The following is a 21,311-nucleotide window of genomic DNA, read 5'->3' as shown; positions in this document are numbered from 1 at the left end:
GCGGGAATCCGCCGTGTTGTGGCGCAAGTTCGGTGACGACGCCCAGAAGCTGCGGGTGCGGGCGGACACCAGCGCGGGGCCCGGCACCCGTGCGCTGCGTGTGCGCGTCCGACCCGCGGGGCCGTGACGTCAGTTGTCCTTCTTGTCGCGCTCCGCCGTCTCGGCTTCGGCCTGCTTGGCCTCGACCTCCGGGTCCAGCGTTGCCTCACCGCTGCCGTCGACCGAGGTCAGCGGCGCGCGGTCCGAGACCTCGGTGGCGGCGGGGGGCTCGACCAGCCAGTCCGGGTTGGCCTGCTTGTCCCACCACTTCCAGGCCGCGAAAGCGCCGCCCGCCACCATGCCGAGGACCGCGAGACCCTTGGCCAGCCGGCCGGCCCTGGCCCGCCGCTCATGCTTCTTGACGAGCTTGCGGAGTTCCTTCTGCGTGATCTGTCCGCGCAGCGCGGCCACGGCGGCCGCACTGCGCGCGGCTGCCTGCTCGCGTACGGGCTGCGCGACCGCCATCGCGTGTTCCACGCGCGGCACGGTGTAGTCGGCGGCCTGCCGGGCCGCGTGCCGGGTGCGTACGGCGGCCCGGTGCGCGGCCACGTCGACCTTCGGCGGCACGTGGGCGCGGGCCTGCTCCACGCGCGGCGCCACATGCACGCCGTACTGGACACGGGCCTGGCGAGCTGCCTGGGACACCTTGGGCGCGAGCCGTACGCGGGCTTCGTTCGCGTATTGCGTGGCCTGTTCCTTGGCCGTACCGGCGTAGGGCGCCACCACTTCCGCGGCGTGCAGCACGCTTTCCTTCGCCGATTCGGATGCGGCGCGCACGCTGTCGATGCGGGTCACTGGATCCTCCTCCTTGGTGGCGTTTCGCTATATCGCCTATCCACACATTTCGAAATCATGCCTTCCGGGGCCCATCACGGCACGTGCGAGCGGGCATCCGGGTCATGGGTGGCGACTCGGGTGATCTCAGGGCAATGCCGAGCAAGCCGAGCAAGGGGAACCTTCGGACGACAATGCCACGCTTCGCCGTCCCGCGTGCCGGTTCGGCGGTTACTCGTCGCAAACCGGCCCGTGGGAGGATCGGGAGCCGTCATCGAAGACTTATGGAAGGCAGAACGTGGCCGAGCAGCTCTACGCCACCCTGAAGACCAACCGGGGCGACATCCAGATCCGGCTTCTGCCGAACCACGCGCCGAAGACGGTCAGGAACTTCGTCGAACTCGCCCGGGGCGAGCGGGAGTGGACGAACCCGGAGACCGGTCACAAGAGCACGGACCGGCTGTACGACGGCACTGTCTTCCACCGGGTGATCAGTGACTTCATGATCCAGGGCGGTGACCCGCTGGGCAACGGCACGGGCGGCCCCGGCTACGAGTTCGCGGACGAGTTCCACCCCGATCTCGCCTTCGACCGGCCCTACCTGCTGGCGATGGCCAACGCGGGGCCGGGCACCAACGGCTCGCAGTTCTTCATCACCGTGTCGCCGACGATGTGGCTGACGCGCAAGCACACCATCTTCGGCGAGGTCACGGACCCCGCGAGCCGGAAGGTCGTGGACGGCATCGCGGCCACGGAGACCAACGCGCGCACCCACCGCCCGGTCACGGACGTCGTCATCGAGTCGGTCGTCGTCGAGACCCGGTGAGACCTGCGGGGACCCGCTGGGACCCGCAGGGACCACAGAGACCGCTGAGTCCCGGTGACCGGGAACCAAACCGCCCCGCCCGTCCGTACTGGATAGGCGGGGTGGCGCGCCGAGCGGAGCCGCACCGACAAGAGCCACCTAGGGAACTGGGGACGGACCGATGGATCACTGCTACCGGCACCCGGACCGCGAGACGGGCATCCGCTGCACACGCTGCGAGCGACCGGTCTGCCCGGAGTGCATGATCAGCGCGTCGGTCGGTTTCCAGTGCCCCGACTGCGTCCGCGAAGGATCGGGCACGGGCCACGCCCCGGACGCGAGCCGGCCGCGCACGCTGGCGGGAGGCGCCGTCTCCGCCGATCCGCGGCTGGTCACCAAGATCCTGCTGGCCGTCAATGTGGTGCTGTTCATCGCCGTGAGCTCGCGCGAGAACCTCGTCCACGATCTCGACCTCGTCGGACTCGCGATCGACCCCGCGGCCTCGCGGGTGGTCGGGGTCGCGGACGGCGAGTGGTACCGCCTGCTCACCGCGATGTTCCTGCACCAGGAGATCTGGCACATCGCGTTCAACATGCTGGGCCTGTGGTGGCTCGGCGGGCCGCTGGAAGCGGCTCTGGGGCGCGTCCGTTTCCTGGCGCTCTACTTGCTGTCGGGCCTTGCGGGCAGCGCGCTCACGTATCTGATCGCCGCTCCGAACCAGCCCTCTCTCGGTGCTTCCGGCGCCGTCTTCGGGCTGCTCGGCGCGACCGCCGTCCTCATGCGCCGCATGAACTACGACATGAAGCCGGTTCTCGTGCTCCTCGCGCTGAACCTGCTCTTCACCTTCACCTGGGCCGACATCGCCTGGCAGGCGCACGTCGGCGGCCTCGTCGCCGGCACCCTCGTCGCGATCGCCCTGGTGCACGCCCCGCGCGAGCGCCGGGCGCTGGTGCAGTACGGCGCCTGCGGGCTGGTCCTGCTCGTGTCCGTCGGCCTGGTCGTGGCGAGAACAGCGGCGCTCACCTGAGCGTCAGCAGCGTCGGTTGTCCACAGTGGGTGCTGAAGCTTGTGCACTCGGGCGGAAGCCCCCGGAAGCAGCCTGGGAACAGCTGTGCCCCTCGTCGCTGAACTGGGTTTTCCCAGACAGGACAAGGGGCGACAGGAGGCAGGCCGTATGTCTTCGGAAGGCTCAGGCAGACACGCCGTGATCAGCGTCTCCGTGAGTTATCCACAGATCGTCTGACCTTTCCCCACCGTGTGGACAACGCTGTGGATAACCTCTGGTCAAGGCTTGCGCAGCCCTACTTCCACTGGGTCGAGACTCCGAAGCCGGCGGCGATGAAGCCGAACCCGACCACGATGTTCCAGTTCTCGAGGCTCTGGACCGGCAGGTCGCCCTCGGTCACGTAGAAGACCACGATCCAGGCGAGCCCGATGAGGAAGAGCGCCAACATCACCGGGGCCACCCAGCTGCGGTTCGTCAGCTTGATGCTCGTCGCCTGCTTCGCGGCGGGCGGGGGCGGCGTGAAGTCGGACTTCTTGCGGATACGTGACTTCGGCACGAGGGACTCTCCTGTCGATGCGCTGCGTGACCGCGCAGGGAACTGTGGCGGGCGCTTGGGGCGGGAGCGACGGGGAACACTGCCTCCCCCGGGCGTCCGTTAGCGTAGTGCTTCCGAGGCGCCGAAGGAGATAAGGGTACGTTGAGCAATTCTGCCGACTCCTCCACCGAACCCGTCCGGCGCCCCGTCCTGCGGCCGGCCAGGCTGCTGACGGCCGGTGTCTTCGCGCTCGCCGGGCTCATTTTCGTCACCAGCTTCAATACGGCCAAGGGCACCAATATCCGCACAGACGCCTCGTTGCTGAAGCTCTCCGACCTCATTGATCAGCGTAGCCACAAGAACAAGGAACTGGACCAGTCGACAGCGTCCGTACGCGACCAGGTCGACTCCCTCGCGCAGCGCGGCGACAGCAGTACGCAGGCCGAGGACGCGAAGCTCGACGCGCTGGAGCGGTCCGCGGGCACCAAGAAGCTCACCGGCCCCGGCCTCACCGTCACCCTCGACGACGCCCCGCCGAACGCCACGGCCAACCCCGGCTACCCCGAGCCCCAGCCCAACGACCTGGTGATCCACCAGCAGGACCTCCAGGCCGTCGTCAACGCTCTCTGGCAGGGCGGTGCCCAGGGCATCAGGGTCATGGACCAGCGGCTGATCTCCACGAGCGCGGTGCGCTGCGTCGGCAACACCCTGATCCTCCAGGGGCGCGTCTACTCGCCGCCGTACAAGGTCACGGCGGTCGGCGACCGGGACGAGCTCCAGCGCGCGCTCACGGCCTCCACGGCGCTCCAGAACTACCAGCTGTACGTGAAGGCGTACGGCCTCGGCTGGAAGGTCGACGAGCACGAGGCCACGACTCTCCCCGGCTACTCGGGCGCGGTGGACCTCCACTACGCGAAGCCGGCCGGGTAGCCGCCGAGTAGCCGCGCGCATTGCGCAGCTGACCCACATGTCCCGGCCGTCGCCCTTTACTCTGGGTTTCGACCGAACGGAAGGGACAGCATGTACGGCTGGATCTGGCGGCATCTGCCGGGCAACGCATGGGTACGGGCGATGATCTCGCTCGTACTGATCCTGGCGGTCGTCTACGCACTGTTCCAGCACGTCTTCCCGTGGGCGGAGCCACTGCTCCCGTTCAACGACGTGACGGTCGACGGGGGGTCGGGCCGGTGAGCGCGCGGATTCTGGTCGTCGACAACTACGACAGCTTCGTCTTCAACCTGGTCCAGTACCTGTACCAGCTCGGGGCCGAGTGCGAGGTGCTGCGCAACGACGAGGTGGAGCTGAGCCACGCCCAGGACGGCTTCGACGGCGTGCTGCTCTCGCCGGGTCCGGGAGCCCCCGAACAGGCGGGCGTGTGCGTCGACATGGTGCGTCACTGCGCCGCGACGGACGTGCCGGTCTTCGGCGTCTGCCTGGGCATGCAGTCGATGGCGGTGGCGTACGGCGGTGTGGTGGGCCGGGCCCCCGAGCTGCTGCACGGCAAGACGTCCTTGGTGACGCACGAGGGCGCCGGAGTCTTCGCCGGCCTGCCCTCGCCCTTCACGGCGACGCGCTACCACTCGCTGTCCGCCGAGCCGGCGGCGCTGCCCGCCGAGCTGGAGGTCACCGCGCGGACGGCCGACGGGATCATCATGGGCCTGCGCCACCGGGACCTGCCGGTCGAGGGCGTGCAGTTCCACCCCGAGTCGGTGCTGACCGAGCACGGGCACCTGATGCTGGCCAACTGGCTCGCCCGGTGCGGCGATCCGGGAGCGGTGGAGCGGTCGGCCGGGCTCGCGCCGGTGGTGGGCAAGGCCGCCGCGTGACAGCGCTCCGCCCCGAACACGACGCCGGCCAGGGAGCCTCGTACGAGCAAGGCGCGTACGAGGCGGCAGGCGCGTTCGAGGCGGCGGTGGAGCAGCTCGCGGATCCGCTGAACGATCCGCTGCCGGGGCAGGTGAGGCCGCCGGGTCCGGGCCCGGACCCGGACCCGGCTTCGGGACCGACCTCGCCGTGGTTCCGGTCGGCGACGGTGCAGCAGGCCCAGCAGGCCCAGCAGGCCCAGCAGGCCCAGGCGCCGCATCCGCAGTACGAACAGACGCAGCACCCCCAGCAGCGGTACGAGCCGTACCAGCAGCCCGTACAACAGCCCCAGCAGGCCCTCCAGCAGCCTCAGGAGTGGTACACCCACTCGGACCACCCGCAGGACTTGTACGGCGGTCAGCGGCCCGCACCGGCCCCCGAGCCGATCCCCGCACCGCCCCCCGGGCCCACGCCGGTCCCCACCGCCGTCGCCGCGCCCGTGTACGACGACGAGACCGTGGCCCTGCGGACGGACGACACCCGGCGAATAGCCGGGGTCGGGACCGGGGCCGGACCGGACCCCGTCACGCGGCCCGCCCCGCCGGCCGCGGCCACCGGTGGCCGCGCGGAGCGCCGCAGAGCCGCCAAGGGGCAGGGAAGCCGCGGCCGGACCCCGGCCGGGGGTGCCCCGGCGAAGGACGCTCCTGCGGGGAACACCGAGGCGCCGCGCTCCCGCCTGGAGGCCAGGCGTGCCGCCCGCGCCGCGAAAGACAGTCCCGGCGTCATCGCCAGCCGTTTCTTCGGAGAGGTCTTCATCTCGCTCGGCGTGCTGATGCTGCTGTTCGTCACGTACCAGCTGTGGTGGACGAACGTCCGGGCCGATCTGTTCGCCGGCAACGAGACGGACAAGATCCAGGACGGCTGGGCGAAGGGCAGGAAACCCGCCGGGGCGTTCGAGCCGGGCCAGGGCTTCGCCATCATGCACATCCCCAAGCTGGACGTCGTCGTGCCGATCGCCGAGGGCATCGACAAGGAGAAGGTCCTCGACAACGGCATGGTCGGCCACTACGCGGAGGGCCAGCTCAAGACGGCCATGCCGTCGGACAAGCAGGGCAACTTCGCGGTCGCGGGGCACCGCAACACCCACGGCGAGCCGTTCCGGTACATCAACCGGCTGAAGCCGGGCGACCCGATCGTCGTCGAGACGCAGGACACGTACTACACGTACGAGATGGCGAGCATCCTGCCGCAGACCCCGCCCTCGAACGTGGGCGTGATCGGGCCGGTGCCGCCGGGGTCGGGCTTCACCAGGCCCGGCCGGTACATCACCCTGACGACCTGCACACCGGAATTCACGAGTACGTACCGAATGATCGTGTGGGGCAAGATGGTCGACGAACGGCCGCGCAGCGAGGGGCAGCCCGACGCACTCGTCGGCTGAGACGGGGCCGGCCGGACGTAAGAGTACTGAGGGACGGGGACGAGTGCGGTGGCAGCCAGGACCGAGCAGGACGAGCAGACCGGCACGCCCGTGCCCGCGCAGGCACCCGCGCCGGCGCGGCGCAGGCGCGGACGTGTCGCGGGAGCGGTCAGCGTCTTCGGCGAGCTGCTGATCACCGCGGGCCTGATCCTCGGCCTCTTCGTCGTCTACTCGCTGTGGTGGACGAACGTGCTCGCCGACCGCGACGCCGACAAGCAGGGCAACGAGGTGCGCGACCGCTGGGCAAGCGGCCCCGGAGCCCTCGACACCAAGGACGGCATCGGCTTCCTGCACGTACCCGCGATGAGGAACGGCGAGGTGCTGGTCAAGAAGGGCACCGACCCCAAGAGCCTCAACCGCGGCGTCGCCGGCTACTACACGGACCCGGTCGAGTCGGCGCTGCCGTCGGACAAGCAGGGCAACTTCTCGCTGGCGGCGCACCGCGACGGACACGGCGCGAAGTTCCACAACATCGACAAGCTCAAGGACGGCGACACGATCGTCTTCGAGACGAAGGACACCTGGTACGTCTACAAGGTGTACGCGAAGCTGCCCGAGACCTCGAAGTACAACGTGGACGTGCTGAAGCCGGTCCCGAAGGAGTCGGGGAAGAAGAAGCCGGGCCGCTACATCACCCTGACGACGTGCACGCCGGTCTACACGTCCGAGCACCGGTACATCGTGTGGGGCGAGCTGGAGCGTACGGAGAAGGTCGACGCGAAGCGGACGCCGCCGGCGGAGCTGCGCTGACCGGCTTTCCAGCGGGAGCGACGCGTCGTCATTCCTGAAGTCGAAGCCGAAGCGTCGGCGTGGCCCGTGCAGCACCGTGCCGGCCCCCTGAAGGCACTCTCGGCTTCCGGAGCTGTGTGCGGTGCGGTGCTGTGCTCTACGGGGGAAACAGGAAGGGCCGTGGACTTCATCCGAAGCCACGGCCCTTCCTGGTGCTGTACGGGCTAGTCGCCTTCGCCGCCGTTGCGGCCGAAGCCGCCGCCGAAGAGGCCGCCGACGTCATTGCCGCCGTTGTTGCCGCCGTTGTTGCCGCCGCCGTTCTCGTTGCCGCTGTTGTCCCCGCCGCCGTTGTTGCCGCCGGGGGCAGCGGCGGTGGTGAGGTTGACCGGCGTGCCCTTGGGGACCTGCTGGCCGGCCGCGGGCTGGGTGAGGACGACGATGGCCTCGTCGTCCTGCGGTTCGGTGATCGTGCCGACGGTCAGACCGGCGTCCTCGATCGCCTTGCGGGCGTCCTTGAGCTTCTGGCCGGTCACACCCGGCACCGCGACCTGTTCCTGGGCGGGGGCCTTGGCGACGGTCAGGGTGATGGTGCCGCCCTCGTCGGTCCGGCTGCCGCCCACCGGGGTCTGCTTGAGGACCGAGTTCGGGGTCTGGGCCGACTCCTCCTCCTCGCGGGCGACGACGAAGCCGAGGTCCGAGAGCTGCTTCTTGGCCGCTTCGAAGTCCTGGCCGACCACGTCCGGGACGTCGGCCTTGGAGGTCTTGGCGATCGAGATGGTGATCGTCTCGCCCTTCTCCGCCTTCGTGCCGCCCTCGGGATCCTGGTCGATGACCGTGCCGACCGTCTTCTCGGACTCGACCGACTTGGTCTCGACGTCGAAGCCCTTGGCTTCGAGGTTCTCCGTCGCCCTGTCCTTCGACTGGTCCATGACGTCGGGGACTTCGATCTTCGGGGCGCCCGTGGAGACGACGACCTTGACGGCCGAGCCGGGCTCGGCCTCCTCGCCGCCGGCCGGGGTCTGCTCGCAGATCTTGCCCTCGGGCTGGTCCTCGCACTCCTTGCGGTCGCCGACCTCGAGTGTCAGGTCGGCGTTCTTGGCCAGGCCTCTGGCATCGGCCACGTTCTCGCCGATCAGGGTCGGCACGGAGACGCTCTCGGTGCCGTTGTCGCCGGCGGAGAGCGACCTGCCGATCAGGATCGCGCCGACGAGGACGAGGATGCCCGCGAGGACGAGCAGGATCGTCGAGAGGTTGCTCTTCTTCTGCTGTTGCTGCCTGCGGCGGTCCGGGCGGTCGTCGTAGCCGTAGCCGCCGTCGTCCGGGTTGACCGGCGGCAGTATCGACGTGTGGCCGCCGCTCGCGTCGGCCGCGTGCAGCGCCGTCGTGGGCTGGTCGTCCGGGTAGCCGCCGTAGCCGGCCGCGCCGAGCGCCGAGGTGGCCGCCACGGGCCGGCCGTCGAGGCATGCCTCGATGTCGGCGCGCATCTCGTCGGCGGACTGGTAGCGGTAGTTCGGGTCCTTGACCAGGGCCTTCAGGACGATGGCGTCCATTTCGGGCGTGATCTCGGGGTCGAAGTTGCTGGGCGGCTGCGGCTCTTCCCGTACGTGCTGGTACGCGACCGCGACGGGGGAGTCACCGATGAACGGCGGCCGTACCGTCAGCAGCTCGTAGAGCAGGCAGCCGGTGGAGTACAGGTCGGAGCGGGCGTCCACCTGCTCGCCCTTCGCCTGCTCGGGCGAGAGGTACTGGGCGGTGCCGATGACCGCGGCGGTCTGCGTCATGGTCATGCCGGAGTCGCCCATGGCGCGGGCGATGCCGAAGTCCATGACCTTGACCTGGCCGGTGCGCGTCAGCATGACGTTCGCCGGCTTGATGTCGCGGTGGACGATCTGGGCGCGGTGCGAGTACTCGAGCGCCTGGAGGATGCCCACGGTCATCTCCAGGGTGCGCTCGGGCAGCAGCTTGCGGCCGGAGTGCAGGAGCTCGCGCAGGGTCGACCCGTCGACGTACTCCATCACGATGTACGGGATGGAGACGTTGTCGACGTAGTCCTCGCCGGTGTCGTAGACCGCGACGATCGCCGGGTGGTTGAGCGAGGCCGCCGACTGGGCCTCGCGGCGGAACCGGGCCTGGAAGGACGGATCGCGGGCGAGGTCCACCCGCAGCGTCTTCACGGCGACGGTGCGGCCGAGCCGGGTGTCGTGCGCGATGTAGACCTCGGCCATGCCACCACGGCCGAGCACCGAGCCCAGCTCGTACCGGCCGCCGAGGCGACGCGGCTCTTCCATAGCTTTCCAGCCCTCTCCGTCTGTCCCGACCGCACCTGTGTGTGGTCCGGCGGTGTGCTGTCCGCGCATACGGTACCGGGCACGCCGTACCTGGTCGGCCCGTGACGGTCACCTGATACCCGTCCGGTACCACGACGTGGGCGTACGCGGTCGTCAGGTGACCGGTGTCACTTCTTGCTCTCCAGGACCGCCTTCATCACGTCTTTCGCGATGGGAGCGGCGAGGCCGCCGCCGGAGATGTCCTCGCGGTTGGCGTTGTCGTCCTCGACGACGACGGCGACGGCGACGGGAGATCCGTTGTCGGCGGTCTTGGCATACGAGATGAACCAGGCGTACGGCTTCTCGCTGTTGTCGACGCCGTGCTGGGCGGTGCCGGTCTTGCCGCCGACGGTGACGCCGGGGAGCTGGGCGTTCTTGCCGGTGCCCTCCTCGACGACCGTCTCCATCATTTCCTGGACCTTCTGGGCGTTCTCGGGAGAGAGCGGGCGGCTCATCTCCTCGGGGCTCGTCTTCTCCAGCACGTCCAGGTTCGGGTCGGTGAGCCGGTCGATCATGTACGGCTGCATCAGCGCGCCGTCATTGGCGATGGCGGCGGTCACCATGGCCATCTGGAGCGGGGTGGCGGCGGTGTTGAACTGGCCGATGGAGGAGAGCGCGGTCTGGGCCCCGTCCATGTCCTTGGAGAAGACGCTCGCGTTGGAACGGACGGGTACGAACTGCTGCTCGTTGAAGCCGAACTTCTCCGCGGTCTCCAGCATCTTGTCGTTGCCGAGGTCGGCGCCGATCTTGCCGAAGACGGTGTTGCAGGACCACTGGAGGGCGACCCGGAGGGTGGCGTTCTCGCAGGGGTGGTTGCCGTCGTTCACCAGGTTCTTGGTGGAGAGGGGCAGGCGCCACGGCAGCGGCGAGTCGGTCTTCTCGTCGGCTTCGTCGTACAGGCCGTGCTCCAGGGCGGCGGCCGCGGTGACGACCTTGAACGTGGAGCCGGGCGGGTAGGTCTCGCGCAGGGCCCTGTTCGTCGTCGGCTTGTCCGGGTCCTTCTCGTACTTCTGCCAGTTCTTCACGTCCTCGTCGGTGTTGCCGGCGACCTTCGAGGGGTCGTACGAGGGGGTGCTGGCCAGTGCGAGGATCGCGCCGGTCTGCGGGTCGATGGCCGCGACGGCGCCCTTGCGGCTGCCCAGGCCCTCGAAGGCGGCCTTCTGGGCGGCGCCGTTGAGGGTGGTGACGACGTGGCCGCCCTGCTTCTTGTCACCGGTGAACATGGAGAGCGTGCGGTCGAAGAAGAGCCGGTCGTCGGTGCCGGTGAGGATGTCGTCCTCGATGGACTCGATCTGGTTGGAGCCCATCCGCTGCGAGGTGAAGCCGGTGACGGGCGCCCACATCGGGCCGTCCTTGTAGGTCCGCTGGAACTTGAAGTCGCCGCTCTTGGACTCCTTGGACCCCGTGATCGCCTTGCCGTCGACGATGATGTCGCCGCGCTTGTGGGCGTAGCGGTCGATCAGGACGCGGCGGTTGTTGGGGTCCTTGGCGAGTTCGTCGGCCTTGACGTACTGCACCCAGTTGACGCGTACGAGCAGGGCGAGGACGAGCAGGCCGCAGAAGATGGCGACCCGGCGCAGGGGCTTGTTCACGGTCGGACCACCTGGGTCATTTCGGCGTCGGAGGTGGGGGCGGGGGCGGGTGCGGGCCTGCGCGCGGTGTCGCTGATGCGCAGCAGGATGGCGATGAGCGCCCAGTTGGCGATGACGGAGGAGCCGCCCTGCGCGAGGAACGGCATGGTCATGCCGGTCAGCGGGATGACGCCGGTGACGCCGCCCGCGACGACGAAGACCTGGAGGGCGAAGGCGCCGGAGAGGCCGATCGCGAGGAGCTTGCCGAAGGGGTCGCGGGCGGCGAGGGCGGTGCGTACGCCGCGCTCGATGAGGAGGCCGTACAGCAGGATGATCGCCATGAGGCCGGTCAGGCCCATTTCCTCGCCGACGGTGGCGAGGATGTAGTCGCTCTTGGGGGCGATGCCGCCGATGAGGCGGGAGTAGCCCTGGCCGAGTCCGGAGCCGAAGAGGCCGCCGGAGCCGAAGGCGTACACGGCCTGGGCGGTCTCGGTGACGCCGCCGTCCTGGAGGGCGAGGGGGTTGAGCCAGTTGTTGACGCGGGACTGCACGTGGCCGGCGAAGGAGGCGACGCCGACGGCGCCGGCGGCGCTGAGGGTGAGGCCGAAGACGACCCAGCTGGTGCGCTCGGTGGCGACGTACAGCATGATCACGAAGAGGCCGAAGAAGAGCAGCGAGGTGCCCAGGTCGGTCTCGAAGATCAAGATCATCAGGCTGATCGCCCAGATGGCGAGGATCGGTCCGAGGTCGCGGCCGCGGGGCAGGTACATGCCCATGAAGCGGCGGCTGGCGAGGGCGAGCGCGTCGCGCTTCACCATCAGGTAGCCGGCGAAGAAGACCGCGATGATGATCTTCGCGAACTCGGCGGGCTGGAGCGATCCGACGCCGGGGATGGTGATCCAGATCCGTGCGCCGAACTTGGCCGGGAAGAACATCGGCAGGATCAGCAGCACGAGGGCCACGACCATGGAGATGTACGTGTAGCGCTGGAGTACGCGGTGGTCCTTGAGGAACAGCAGGACGCCCAGGAAGAGGGCGACGCCGAGCGCCGACCAGATCATCTGCTTGGGCGCCATCGCGCCGCCGAGGGCCTCGGTGGTGATCGACGGTTCCAGGTCGAGCCGCCAGATCAGCACCAGCCCGAGCCCGTTGAGCAGGGTGGCCAGCGGCAGCATCAGCGGGTCGGCGTACGGCGCGAACTTGCGCACCATCAGGTGCGCGACGCCCGCGAGCAGGCTGAGTCCGATGCCGTAACCGAGCATGCCGGCGGGCAGGCTGCCGTCCTTGGCGAGGCCGACGTTGGCGTACGCGAAGACCGGGATGATGACGGCGAACGCGAGCATCGCGAGCTCGGTGTTGCGGCGGCTCGGCGCTTCGATCGCGCCGATGGTGGTCGTGTTGGTGACAACGCTCATGGTGGTAAGGCCCCCTACGGCTTTACGGCTTACCGCACTGCGAGACGAGCTTCTGCTCTTCCTCGGAGAGGCTGGGGCCAGGAGTGGGCGGAGCTGTGGCCGTCGGAATCTTCTTGGTCGTGGTGGTCTGGGTCGTGGCGCCGGAACCGGTCGTGCCGCCCGCCTCGCCCTCGCCCGTACGCGCGTCCTTCTCGCGTTCTGCCTGCTCGCGTTCCGCTTTCGCGCGCTCTGCCCGGCGGCGCTCCTCGTCCTTCCTGCACGCGGAGGCCTGGGTGCCGAGTTCGGTGACCTTCTCGCGCGCGTCGGCGAGGCTGCCCTCGGCGATGGTCGTCTCCACCTGCTTGCGCTGGTAGGGAGGGAGGTACTTGAGTTCGATCTCGGGGTGGTCCTTCTCGACCTTCGAGAGGGAGACCCAGGCGAGGTCCTGGCTGATGCCCCGGTAGAGCGCGACGTGCTCGTCGTTGGCGCCGACGTAGTACTGGGTCTGGGTCCAGCGGTAGCCGCCGTACAGACCGCCGCCGACGACGGCGAGCGCGAGCACGATGTAGAACGATCTCTTGAACCACCTGCGGCCGGCGCGGGGCTTGTCGAAGTCCTCGTCGCTGTACGCGCCGAAGGCGCCGTCGGGGGCCGCTCCGTAGCCGCTCTCGTCACCGCTGCCGGGCGGGCCGAAGGAGCCCCCCGGCGCGGGCTGCGGGGGAACGGGCCGGCCGAGGCCCGCCGCGCGGCCCGCGGGGGTCTGCATGGCGCCGCCGTCGTTCAGCTGGAGCTGGTTCTCGGCGACCGCGCCGACGACGACCGGGGTGTCGTTGAGCTGCCCGGCCAGGGTGTCGTTGCCGTCGACGTCGAGGACGTCCGCGACGATGCAGGTGATGTTGTCGGGACCGCCGCCGCGCAGCGCGAGCTGGATCAGCTCCTGCACGGTCTCCTGCGGGCCGTGGTAGCCGGCGAGCGTCTCCTCCATCGTCTGGTGGGAGACGACGCCGGACAGGCCGTCGGAGCAGATCAGATAGCGGTCGCCGGCCCGGACCTCACGGATGGAGAGGTCGGGTTCGACGTGGTCGCCGCTGCCCAGCGCGCGCATCAGCAGGGAGCGCTGCGGGTGGGTGGTGGCCTCTTCCTCGGTGATGCGGCCCTCGTCGACGAGGCGCTGCACCCAGGTGTGGTCCTGCGTGATCTGCGTCAGCACGCCGTCGCGCAGGAGGTACGCCCGTGAGTCGCCGACGTGCACGAGGCCCAGGCGCCGGCCGGTCCAGAGGAGGGCGGTGAGCGTGGTGCCCATGCCCTCCAGCTGGGGGTCCTCCTCGACCATCATGCGCAGCTGGTCGTTGGCACGCTGCACGGCGGTGCCGAGCGAGGTGAGGATGTCCGAGCCGGGCACGTCGTCGTCCAGCGTGACCAGGGTGGAGATGACTTCGGAACTCGCCACCTCGCCCGCGGCCTGGCCGCCCATGCCGTCGGCGATGGCGAGAAGGCGCGGGCCGGCGTAACCGGAGTCCTCGTTGCCCTCCCGGATCATGCCTTTGTGCGATCCGGCGGCGAAGCGCAGTGACAGACTCATGCGCACCTCGCCCGTCGGCTCCGGGTACATCCGCACGGTGCCCACCCTCCGGTCGGGAGCCTTCGGGGATCCGTTGTGGGGACCGCCGCGGCTCGCTCGCTCCGCTCGCGCTCAATCATGACGTGGCACTACTTCCGCAGCTCGATGACGGTCTTGCCGATGCGGATCGGCGCGCCCAGCGGAATGGGGGTCGGGGTGGTGAGACGGGTCCGGTCGAGATACGTGCCGTTGGTGGACCCGAGATCCTCGACGATCCACTGGCCGTCACGGTCCGGGTAGATCCTGGCATGACGGCTGGACGCGTAGTCGTCGTCCAGCACGATCGTCGAGTCGTGCGCCCGCCCCAGCGTGACGGTCTGCCCCTGGAGGGCCACCGTCGTGCCGGTGAGCGTGCCTTCGGACACCACCAGCTTCGTGGGGGCGCCTCGGCGCTGGCGCTGCTGCGGCGGTGCCGCAGCCTGCTGCTGGCGTCCGGTCTGCTGCGGCCTGGCGTCGGCGGACGCAGTACGGCGTGAGCCGCGCTGCGTGACCCGCGTACCGAACAGATCGCTGCGGATGACCTGGACGGCCACAATCACAAACAGCCACAGAACAGCCAGGAAACCTAGCCGCATGACCGTCAGGGTCAGCTCTGACATTGCCCCCGCTTCACCCTTCGGCTTGCCGATAAACGATGGTCGTACTGCCCACGACGATCCGCGAGCCGTCGCGGAGCGTAGCGCGGGTGGTGTGCTGTCCGTCTACCACGATGCCGTTGGTAGACCCGAGATCCTGGATCGTCGGGGGCGTTCCGGTCCGGATCTCACAGTGCCGGCGGGATACGCCGGGGTCGTCGATCCGCACGTCTGCTTCGGTGCTGCGGCCCAGCACCAGCGTCGGGCGGGACATCTGATGGCGTGTGCCATTGATCTCGATCCAGCGCCGCGTCTGGGCGCCCGGCATGGGGCCGGGGCCCGCGCCGGCCGGTCTGGCGGACGCTGCCGCCGGTCCGGGCCTCACGCCGGGGGGCGGGGCCGCGGGCATGGGGGGCACCCCGGGGGAGGCCGACGGCGGGTAGCCGTAGCCGCCGCCGCGGGGGGCGGCCGGTGCGGAGGGGGAGCGGCCGGGGGCCGGGGACTGGGGGGCGACTGCCTGCGACGTACTCGAAGCGAGGGTGCGGCTGCGCACGCGGTAGAGACCGGTGTCGAGGTCCTCGGCCTTCTCCAGGTGGACCTTGATGGGGCCCATGAAGGTGTAGCGCTGCTGCTTGGCGTAGTCGCGGACGAGTCCGGAGAGTTCGTCGCCGAGCTGGCCGGAGTACGGGCTGAGGCGTTCGTAGTCCGGGGTGGAGAGCTCGACGATGAAGTCGTTGGGGACGACGGTCCGCTCGCGGTTCCAGATCGTGGCGTTGTTGTCGCACTCGCGCTGGAGGGCGCCGGCGATCTCGACGGGCTGGACCTCGGACTTGAAGACCTTGGCGAAGGTGCCGTTGACCAGACCTTCGAGACGCTGCTCGAAACGCTTCAGGACTCCCATGGGGCACCTCCTCCGTCGTTGTCGTCCTGGTACTGCTTACTGATCGTATCCACGCGTCGGGAAATCGGCTGGTTCCCCTTGTCTGCACAGTGGATGAGTGTCACCTCTCACAGGGATCGTAGAGGTGGCCTCCTGACAGTGTCCCGCACCCGGGCGGCACTCTGGAGGAGTGGGTGAGGGGCGTCGCCGTTCCCTCTCCTTGTTCCCTCTCTGTTCCCCCTCCCGTTCGCTGCCCCCTTCGCTGCCCCGTTCCGGCCTTCGTCCTGCCCTCGTCCTGCCCTCGGATCCGTCTTCCGTCCCGTGCTCCGCCTCTTCCCAGGTCCCCCGCAACAACGGGTGTGAATCCCTCCTCGCCGCCGTGCTAATCTTCTGCATGTCGTCAGGCGCTCGCACAAACCAGTGAGAGATTCGAACGGCACCACTCATGCGCGAGTGGCGGAACGGCAGACGCGCTGGCTTCAGGTGCCAGTGTCCTTAGGGACGTGGGGGTTCAAATCCCCCCTCGCGCACTTTGCAGGACCCATGATCCGGGCCTCATCGTTGACCACGATGGGGTCCGTTTCTTTTTGCTGTCCGTCGTGCGGTCTGGCGTGCGGTCCGTCGTGCGGTGAGACCGGCGGGCCGTCTGCGGTGGGGGGATCTCGTGGTGACCCGTAGGAAGGCCGCCTTCGTCGTGGCCGTGGTGTTCACGGTTCTGGCAGGTGTGCAGCAGGTGCTGCTGGTGGCCGGGTTCGGGGGGTGGCTGCCGGGGTGGCAGCCGTGGCCGTACCTGCTCGTCGCGGCGCCGGCCTGGCTGGTTTCCCGGCCTCTGTGGGCGGAGCGGGTCTCCGCCGGCCCGCGGTCGGCGGTGGGCGCGTTGCGGCGGGTGCCTTCCTGGGCGTACGCCCTGGGGGTGCTGGTGCTCGCCGCCGGAGTGTGGGCGGCGCTTCAGGACTTCGAGCCGTACCTCGGTCACGAGGAAGCGGTGTACGCGAACAAGGCGCGCTCCTGGGTGGACGGGACGCCCGACGCGGGCTGGGGCGTCTACCGGCCCGTGGGGCTTCCCGCGCTCGGCGCGCTCGCCCTGTGGCTGCACGGGGGCGGCGGTGGGGGTGGGGAGGGCGCCCTGCGCGCGGTGGCGCTGGTGCTGGTGCTGGGGACGCTGACGGTGACGTATCTCGTCGCGGCCGCCTGGACCTCGCGGCGGCGGGCGGTGGTGGTTCTGCTGGTGCTGCTGAGCGGGCTGGGGTTTTTGCGCAGGGTGCCGGAGTACCTCAATGACATCGGGGCGACGGGGCTGCTGCTGATCGTCGTCCTCCTGCTGGTGCGGACGCAGGAGAAGGAGGGGTCGCGGGCGCTGTGGGGGGTGCCGGCCGCCGCGCTGGCCGCGTTCTACCTGCGGTACGGGGTGGTGGGGAACCTGCTGGCCCTGGGGCTCGCCGCGCTCTTCGCGTACGGCCCGCGCGCGTGGGCCGCACAGGGGCGGCGGCTGGCGGGGGCGGCCGCGCTGCTGGCGCTCGGGCTCGTACCGCACTTCGTGCATGCCGTGCGGGAGACGGGGCGGCCGCTCGGGATGATCCTCTCGGCGACGTCGCAGGCCAATCGCGAGTACGTGGGTGACGGGCTCGTCTACTACCTGGCGGTCTTCCCCTACCGGCTGGCGGGAGACCTCGGCGCGGTGGTGATGGCCGCGGGCCTGTGGGCGGCGGGGGCGGCGCTGCGGCGGGTGCGGGAGGCGCGGGGCGGGGCGGCGCCGCGGGCGCGACCGGAGGACCGGAGGCGGGTGTTCCTGGGAACGGCTGCCGTGCTGGTCTTCGTGATCCTCGGTCTGGCGACGGACGGGGAACCGCGGTTCGTCTGTCTCGCTGTCGTCCTGCTCACCGTGCTCGGCGTGCAGGCGGTGGCCGAACTGGTGGGGCCGGTGCGCAGTGCCCCCGTGCTGGCCGGTGCGGCCGCGCTGGCCGGGCTCACGGTGCTCGGCACGGCGCAGGTCGTGGCGCACGGCGCGATGCCGGCGCCGACGCGGCTGAGCTGGTCGACGGTGCCGGTCGCGCGGGAGATCGGGGCGGCGGCGCAGGGGCGGCCGTGCCTGGTGGTGACGGGGTACGAGCCGGAGTTCGGCTGGTACTCCGGGTGCGACGCGGTGACGTACGCCCAGTACCGGGAGCGGAAGGAGCGGGTGCCCGAGGGGACGCGGGTGAGCCTGGTCGTCTTCGAGCGCGGGCGGTTGCAGCCGGACGCGGCGGGGCTGGAGCGGCTGGTCGCAGGGCGCGAGACCGACGTACGCACCATCGGGACGGACGGGGCCGTGGGGGCGGCGACGGTCGTCACGCTGCGGTAGCCGGATCTGCCGGATCTGCCGGATCTGCCGGATCTGCCGGATCTGTCTGGCCTGTTCGGTCTGTTCGGCCTGCCTGGTTGTAGCGCAGGAGGTAGGCCGCGAAGCGGGTGAGGTCCTCCTCGCTCCAGTCGGCGAGGCGCTCCTGGAAGGCTGTGTGGCGGCTGGCGTGGGTCGCGCTGAGGAGCTCGGCACCGGCCCGGGTCGGGTGCAGGACCTGGACGCGGTGGTCGTCGGGGTCGGGGCGACGCTCGACCAGGCCCAGCTTTTCGAGGGACCCGATCTGCCTGCTGACCGTCGACTTGTCGAGCAGGTAGTGGGCCGCGAGGTCGGTGGCGCGGCAGCCCCGCTGGTCGTTGATGTGCGCGAGCAGCGTGTACGAGACCAGGGGCAGGTCGGGGTGCAGGCGGGCGGCTGCCGCGCGGGCGCGGCGGGCGAACGCTGTGAGTTCGCGCTCGATGGTGTCGATGGCCTCGTCGGCGCCGATGGCTTCGTTGGTGTCGTTCATGTGTTTTACCCTCCCGATTATTGGTTGTAGAGTACATCCATTGTTTCAGTTGTAAAAGCCAACCATCGGAGGTTGTCCTGATGTCCGCTCCGGCACACGCGGTCCCTGGCCGTACGGGAGGCGGGGCCGCTCTGCGCCATGTCCTCGGCCATCTCCTCACACCGCTGCTGATGTGCGTCGGCATGGGGATCGCGTACCTGGGGGCCTTCCACGCCCCGGCGCCGCACGATCTGCGGGTGGACGTGGTGGGATCCGGGCCGAGTGCCCAGGTGCTCGCGCAGACGCTGCAGGACAAGGGCGCGGGGGCGCTGAACGTACGTACCGTGCCCGACCGGGAAGCCGCCGTCGGGCAGCTGATGGACCAGGCGGTCTACGGGGCGTACGTACCGGGGAAGGGCGAGGAGACGCCGGAACTGCTGGTTGCCACCGCCTCTTCGGAGACCAGCGCGACCGCCGTCCAGAAGGTCTTCACCGAGGTCGCGGCCCAGCAGGGCGAACCGCTGAAGGTGACGGACGTGACGCCGGCGGCGAGCGGCGACCCGACGGGGCAGGGGCTCTTCTTCCTGCTGGTCGCGCTGAGCATCGGTTCGTACGCCTCGGTCGCGGTGATCGGCGGCGCGGGCGGTGTGCTGCCGCTGCGGATCAGGGCGCTGCTGGCGGCGGGGACGTCGCTGGCCGTGAGCGGGATCGGGGCGGTCTTCGCGGGGCCGATGTTCCACCTGGTGGACCGGGGGCTCGGCGGGCTGTGGGCGATGTCCTGGGTGTACTCGGCGGGCGTCCTGCTGATCGGCGTCGGACTGCACACCTTCCTCAAGCGGTGGACGACGCTGGGCGTGATGGTGCTGTTCGTGATGCTCAACTTCACCAGCTCGGGAGGCATCTTCCGGCCGGAGCTGCAGTCGGGCTTCTTCGGTGCGCTGCACGCGTTCTGGAACGGCGCGGGCTTCATCGAGGGTGCGCGCAGCCATGTGTACTTCGACGGGAACGGGCTCGGGCGGCATGTGCTGGTGCTGGTCCTGTGGCTGGTGGCCGGACTCGCGGTGATGGGGGCGGCGGGGCTGGCCGAGGCGCGGCGGCGACGGGCGGCTGTGGCAGGTGTTCCGGGGGTGACTGCCGGGGCGGCTGCTGGAGCGGTTTCGGAGTCCGGGGCGGCTGCGGCCGAGGAGGAGATGGAGGAGGCCGTCGGGGTGTGAACCCCTGAGCGGCCGGCGGGCGGCGGTCGGCGGTCGGCGGCTGTCAGTTGTCGGTTGCCGGTTGCCGGTCGGCGGCTTCCAGTTGTCGGTTTTCGGTTGTCCACAGGGAGAGACGGGTGTCGGCGGGCGGCGGTACGGTCGTGAGCAGTTGATGTTGGCCGCTGAGGCCGGCAGCGGTGCTGTGCGAGGGCTGGGGAGGCGGCGCACCATGGCCGAGGACGAGACGGTGGTGTCGGGGCGGCGTGAGGCGCTCGGCGTGAGGTCCGGCGAGGGACCCGGTGGGGGAGCGGGCGAGAGACCGGGCGGGGGCGCCGGGGAACGGATCCCGGAGGTCCGCGGTTTCGCGTGGTGTGCGGTGGAGGGCTCGCCCAGGAGCTCGTCGCCGAAGGGCGAGGGCAAGGCGCTGCGGTCCCGGGTGCCCAGGGCCTCGCACGATTCGCTGGTGCTCTCGGTGGGGCGGCCCGACGCGGTGCGGGCGGTCGAGGAGTCGAGCCGCGGCCGGGTGCCCGAGCTGGCCCCGATACGGGTCGGCCGCATGGCCGCGTCGCCCTTCGCCTTCCTGCGGGGCGCGGCCGGGCTGATGGCGCACGACTTGGTGGGTACGCCCGTCACCGGAGTGGGCGCACAGATCTGCGGCGACGCGCATGCGGCGAACTTCGGCCTCTACGGCGATGTGCGCGGCCGTCTGGTCATGGACCTGAACGACTTCGACGAGACCGTCGTCGGTCCGTGGGAGTGGGACGTCAAGCGGCTCGCGGCCTCGCTGGTGCTGGCGGGACGCCAGGCCGGGTCCGGCGAGGACGTCTGCCGGCAGGCGGCGTTCGACTCGGTCGGGGCGTACCGGCGGACGATGCGGCTGCTGGCCAAGATGCCGGTGCTGGACGCGTGGAACGCGATCGCGGACGAGGAGCTCGTCTCGCACGCGGACGCGCGGGACCTGGCCGGCACTCTGGAGCGGGTCGCGCAGAAGGCCCGTAACAACACCAGTGCGCGCTTCGCCGCCAGGGCGACGGCCGAGGGGCCCGGCGGGATGCGGCGCTTCGTGGACGCGCTGCCGGTGCTGCGGCGGGTGGCGGACGCGGAGGCCGCCGCGGTGGCTTCGGCGCTCGGAGGGTACCTGGAGACGCTTCCGGAGGACCGGTTGCCGCTGCTCGCGCGGTACGCGATCCACGATGTGGCGTTCCGGGTGGTCGGCACCGGCAGCGTCGGTACGCGGTCGTATGTGGTGCTGCTCCTCGACCACCGGAGCCAGCCGCTGGTGCTCCAGGTGAAGGAGGCGCGTGCTTCGGCGCTGGCGCCCTTTCTGCCGGCGGCCGGGTTCCGGGCGCCGGAGGCCGGGCACGAAGGACGGCGGGTGGTGCTCGGGCAGAAGCGGATGCAAGTGGTCAGCGACACTCTGCTGGGCTGGGCCGAAGTGGACGGCCGGCCGTTCCAGGTGCGGCAGTTCAGGAACCGCAAGGGCAGCGTCGACCCGACGGCGCTCGAACCCGGCCAGCTGGACGACTACGGGCGGATGACCGGGGCGCTGCTGGCGCGGGCCCACGCGCACAGCGTCGACCCGCGGCTGCTCGCCGGGTACTGCGGGAAGAACGAGGAGTTCGACGAGGCGGTGGCGCGTTTCGCGGTGACGTACGCGGACCGTACGGAAGCGGATCACGGCGACCTGGTGGCGGCGGTCAAGAGCGGGCGAATAGCCGCCGAGCCGGGGGTGTGACCGCGGGGGTGTGACCGCG

19 protein-coding genes and 1 tRNA gene are annotated in these 21,311 nt (G+C 70.3%); 11 read left to right on the top strand and 9 right to left on the bottom strand.

The features are described 5' to 3' along the window. Nucleotides 1-129: 129 nt before the first annotated feature. On the bottom strand, nt 130-834 hold the full coding sequence (locus ACWD0Y_RS27605; protein ID WP_450263035.1) for a DUF5324 family protein: 705 nt from the start codon (nt 832-834) through the stop codon (nt 130-132). A gap of 277 nt (nt 835-1,111) precedes the next feature. On the opposite strand from ACWD0Y_RS27605, the gene ACWD0Y_RS27600 reads away from it, so the two are divergent. Beyond that, nucleotides 1,112-1,639, top strand: a complete 528-nt coding sequence (locus tag ACWD0Y_RS27600) for a peptidylprolyl isomerase (protein ID WP_450263034.1) — start codon at nt 1,112-1,114, stop codon at nt 1,637-1,639. A 160-nt stretch (nt 1,640-1,799) separates the two neighbouring features. Then, nucleotides 1,800-2,645 carry a rhomboid family intramembrane serine protease gene (locus ACWD0Y_RS27595; protein WP_450263033.1) on the top strand — a complete coding sequence of 282 codons (846 nt, stop codon included), beginning with the start codon at nt 1,800-1,802 and terminating at the stop codon, nt 2,643-2,645. Between the two features lie 274 nt (nt 2,646-2,919). Here ACWD0Y_RS27595 and crgA read toward each other — a convergent pair whose 3' ends face one another. Next, nucleotides 2,920-3,180: a cell division protein CrgA gene (crgA, locus tag ACWD0Y_RS27590; protein WP_093800030.1), complete on the bottom strand. Its 261-nt coding sequence runs from the start codon at nt 3,178-3,180 to the stop codon at nt 2,920-2,922. 141 nt (nt 3,181-3,321) lie between these two features. Between crgA and ACWD0Y_RS27585 the strand changes: the two genes are divergently transcribed. The 5 genes from ACWD0Y_RS27585 to ACWD0Y_RS27565 all read left to right on the top strand — a co-directional run bounded on the left by ACWD0Y_RS27585 (nt 3,322) and on the right by ACWD0Y_RS27565 (nt 7,192). Continuing rightward, nucleotides 3,322-4,089 (top strand): DUF881 domain-containing protein, encoded by a 768-nt coding sequence (locus ACWD0Y_RS27585; RefSeq protein WP_450263032.1) that lies wholly within the window; start codon nt 3,322-3,324, stop codon nt 4,087-4,089. Between the two features lie 90 nt (nt 4,090-4,179). Continuing rightward, nucleotides 4,180-4,350: a hypothetical protein gene (locus tag ACWD0Y_RS27580; RefSeq protein ID WP_450263031.1), complete on the top strand. Its 171-nt coding sequence runs from the start codon at nt 4,180-4,182 to the stop codon at nt 4,348-4,350. Further along, nucleotides 4,347-4,985 (top strand): aminodeoxychorismate/anthranilate synthase component II, encoded by a 639-nt coding sequence (locus tag ACWD0Y_RS27575; RefSeq protein ID WP_450263030.1) that lies wholly within the window; start codon nt 4,347-4,349, stop codon nt 4,983-4,985. Before ACWD0Y_RS27580 ends, ACWD0Y_RS27575 begins: the two co-directional genes overlap by 4 nt. Further along, nucleotides 4,982-6,403 (top strand): class E sortase, encoded by a 1,422-nt coding sequence (locus ACWD0Y_RS27570; protein WP_450263029.1) that lies wholly within the window; start codon nt 4,982-4,984, stop codon nt 6,401-6,403. Before ACWD0Y_RS27575 ends, ACWD0Y_RS27570 begins: the two co-directional genes overlap by 4 nt. A gap of 48 nt (nt 6,404-6,451) precedes the next feature. Continuing rightward, entirely contained in the window at nt 6,452-7,192 is a 741-nt protein-coding gene (locus ACWD0Y_RS27565; RefSeq protein WP_093800025.1) for a class E sortase, read from the top strand. 203 nt (nt 7,193-7,395) lie between these two features. Here ACWD0Y_RS27565 and pknB read toward each other — a convergent pair whose 3' ends face one another. The 6 genes from pknB to ACWD0Y_RS27535 all read right to left on the bottom strand — a co-directional run bounded on the left by pknB (nt 7,396) and on the right by ACWD0Y_RS27535 (nt 15,560). Beyond that, entirely contained in the window at nt 7,396-9,459 is a 2,064-nt protein-coding gene (gene pknB / locus ACWD0Y_RS27560) for a Stk1 family PASTA domain-containing Ser/Thr kinase (RefSeq protein ID WP_450263028.1), read from the bottom strand. Between the two features lie 167 nt (nt 9,460-9,626). Beyond that, the gene (locus tag ACWD0Y_RS27555) at nt 9,627-11,090 is read right to left on the bottom strand and encodes a peptidoglycan D,D-transpeptidase FtsI family protein (protein ID WP_450263027.1); all 1,464 of its coding nucleotides are present in this window, start codon (nt 11,088-11,090) and stop codon (nt 9,627-9,629) included. After that, nucleotides 11,087-12,484, bottom strand: a complete 1,398-nt coding sequence (locus tag ACWD0Y_RS27550) for an FtsW/RodA/SpoVE family cell cycle protein (protein ID WP_450263026.1) — start codon at nt 12,482-12,484, stop codon at nt 11,087-11,089. The genes ACWD0Y_RS27555 and ACWD0Y_RS27550 overlap by 4 nt, the downstream gene beginning before the upstream one ends. A 22-nt stretch (nt 12,485-12,506) precedes the next feature. Beyond that, the gene (locus ACWD0Y_RS27545) at nt 12,507-14,045 is read right to left on the bottom strand and encodes a PP2C family protein-serine/threonine phosphatase (protein ID WP_450263025.1); all 1,539 of its coding nucleotides are present in this window, start codon (nt 14,043-14,045) and stop codon (nt 12,507-12,509) included. A 128-nt stretch (nt 14,046-14,173) separates the two neighbouring features. After that, nucleotides 14,174-14,683 (bottom strand): FHA domain-containing protein FhaB/FipA, encoded by a 510-nt coding sequence (locus ACWD0Y_RS27540; RefSeq protein ID WP_138896278.1) that lies wholly within the window; start codon nt 14,681-14,683, stop codon nt 14,174-14,176. A gap of 10 nt (nt 14,684-14,693) precedes the next feature. Further along, the gene (locus tag ACWD0Y_RS27535) at nt 14,694-15,560 is read right to left on the bottom strand and encodes an FhaA domain-containing protein (protein WP_450263024.1); all 867 of its coding nucleotides are present in this window, start codon (nt 15,558-15,560) and stop codon (nt 14,694-14,696) included. A 426-nt stretch (nt 15,561-15,986) separates the two neighbouring features. On the opposite strand from ACWD0Y_RS27535, the gene ACWD0Y_RS27530 reads away from it, so the two are divergent. Both ACWD0Y_RS27530 and ACWD0Y_RS27525 read left to right on the top strand, forming a co-directional pair. Next, a tRNA-Leu gene (locus ACWD0Y_RS27530) sits at nt 15,987-16,069 on the top strand. Between the two features lie 137 nt (nt 16,070-16,206). Next, the gene (locus ACWD0Y_RS27525) at nt 16,207-17,880 is read left to right on the top strand and encodes a glycosyltransferase (RefSeq protein WP_450263023.1); all 1,674 of its coding nucleotides are present in this window, start codon (nt 16,207-16,209) and stop codon (nt 17,878-17,880) included. Here ACWD0Y_RS27525 and ACWD0Y_RS27520 read toward each other — a convergent pair. Beyond that, entirely contained in the window at nt 17,867-18,385 is a 519-nt protein-coding gene (locus ACWD0Y_RS27520) for a MarR family winged helix-turn-helix transcriptional regulator (RefSeq protein WP_450263022.1), read from the bottom strand. The two genes, ACWD0Y_RS27525 and ACWD0Y_RS27520, sit on opposite strands and share 14 nt — an antisense overlap. A gap of 80 nt (nt 18,386-18,465) precedes the next feature. On the opposite strand from ACWD0Y_RS27520, the gene ACWD0Y_RS27515 reads away from it, so the two are divergent. Beyond that, the gene (locus ACWD0Y_RS27515; RefSeq protein WP_450263021.1) at nt 18,466-19,578 is read left to right on the top strand and encodes a hypothetical protein; all 1,113 of its coding nucleotides are present in this window, start codon (nt 18,466-18,468) and stop codon (nt 19,576-19,578) included. A gap of 208 nt (nt 19,579-19,786) precedes the next feature. Then, entirely contained in the window at nt 19,787-21,292 is a 1,506-nt protein-coding gene (locus tag ACWD0Y_RS27510) for a DUF2252 domain-containing protein (protein WP_450263020.1), read from the top strand. Nucleotides 21,293-21,311: the final 19 nt, after the last annotated feature.

It is taken from the genome of Streptomyces altiplanensis, assembly GCF_053591575.1.
The sequence above is the reverse complement of the archived record's forward strand: the minus strand, read 5'-3'. Positions and strand labels throughout refer to the sequence as shown.

Bases quoted from the DNA above. Each gene is read 5' to 3' on its own strand.
- ACWD0Y_RS27595 (WP_450263033.1), top strand. From the start codon at position 1,800: ATGGATCACTGCTACCGGCACCCGGACCGCGAGACGGGCATCCGCTGC.
- ACWD0Y_RS27580 (WP_450263031.1), top strand. From the start codon at position 4,180: ATGTACGGCTGGATCTGGCGGCATCTGCCGGGCAACGCATGGGTACGG.
- pknB (WP_450263028.1), bottom strand. From the start codon at position 9,459: ATGGAAGAGCCGCGTCGCCTCGGCGGCCGGTACGAGCTGGGCTCGGTG.
- ACWD0Y_RS27550 (WP_450263026.1), bottom strand. From the start codon at position 12,484: ATGAGCGTTGTCACCAACACGACCACCATCGGCGCGATCGAAGCGCCG.
- ACWD0Y_RS27545 (WP_450263025.1), bottom strand. From the start codon at position 14,045: ATGAGTCTGTCACTGCGCTTCGCCGCCGGATCGCACAAAGGCATGATC.
- ACWD0Y_RS27540 (WP_138896278.1), bottom strand. From the start codon at position 14,683: ATGTCAGAGCTGACCCTGACGGTCATGCGGCTAGGTTTCCTGGCTGTT.
- ACWD0Y_RS27535 (WP_450263024.1), bottom strand. From the start codon at position 15,560: ATGGGAGTCCTGAAGCGTTTCGAGCAGCGTCTCGAAGGTCTGGTCAAC.
- ACWD0Y_RS27520 (WP_450263022.1), bottom strand. From the start codon at position 18,385: ATGAACGACACCAACGAAGCCATCGGCGCCGACGAGGCCATCGACACC.
- ACWD0Y_RS27515 (WP_450263021.1), top strand. From the start codon at position 18,466: ATGTCCGCTCCGGCACACGCGGTCCCTGGCCGTACGGGAGGCGGGGCC.
- ACWD0Y_RS27510 (WP_450263020.1), top strand. From the start codon at position 19,787: ATGGCCGAGGACGAGACGGTGGTGTCGGGGCGGCGTGAGGCGCTCGGC.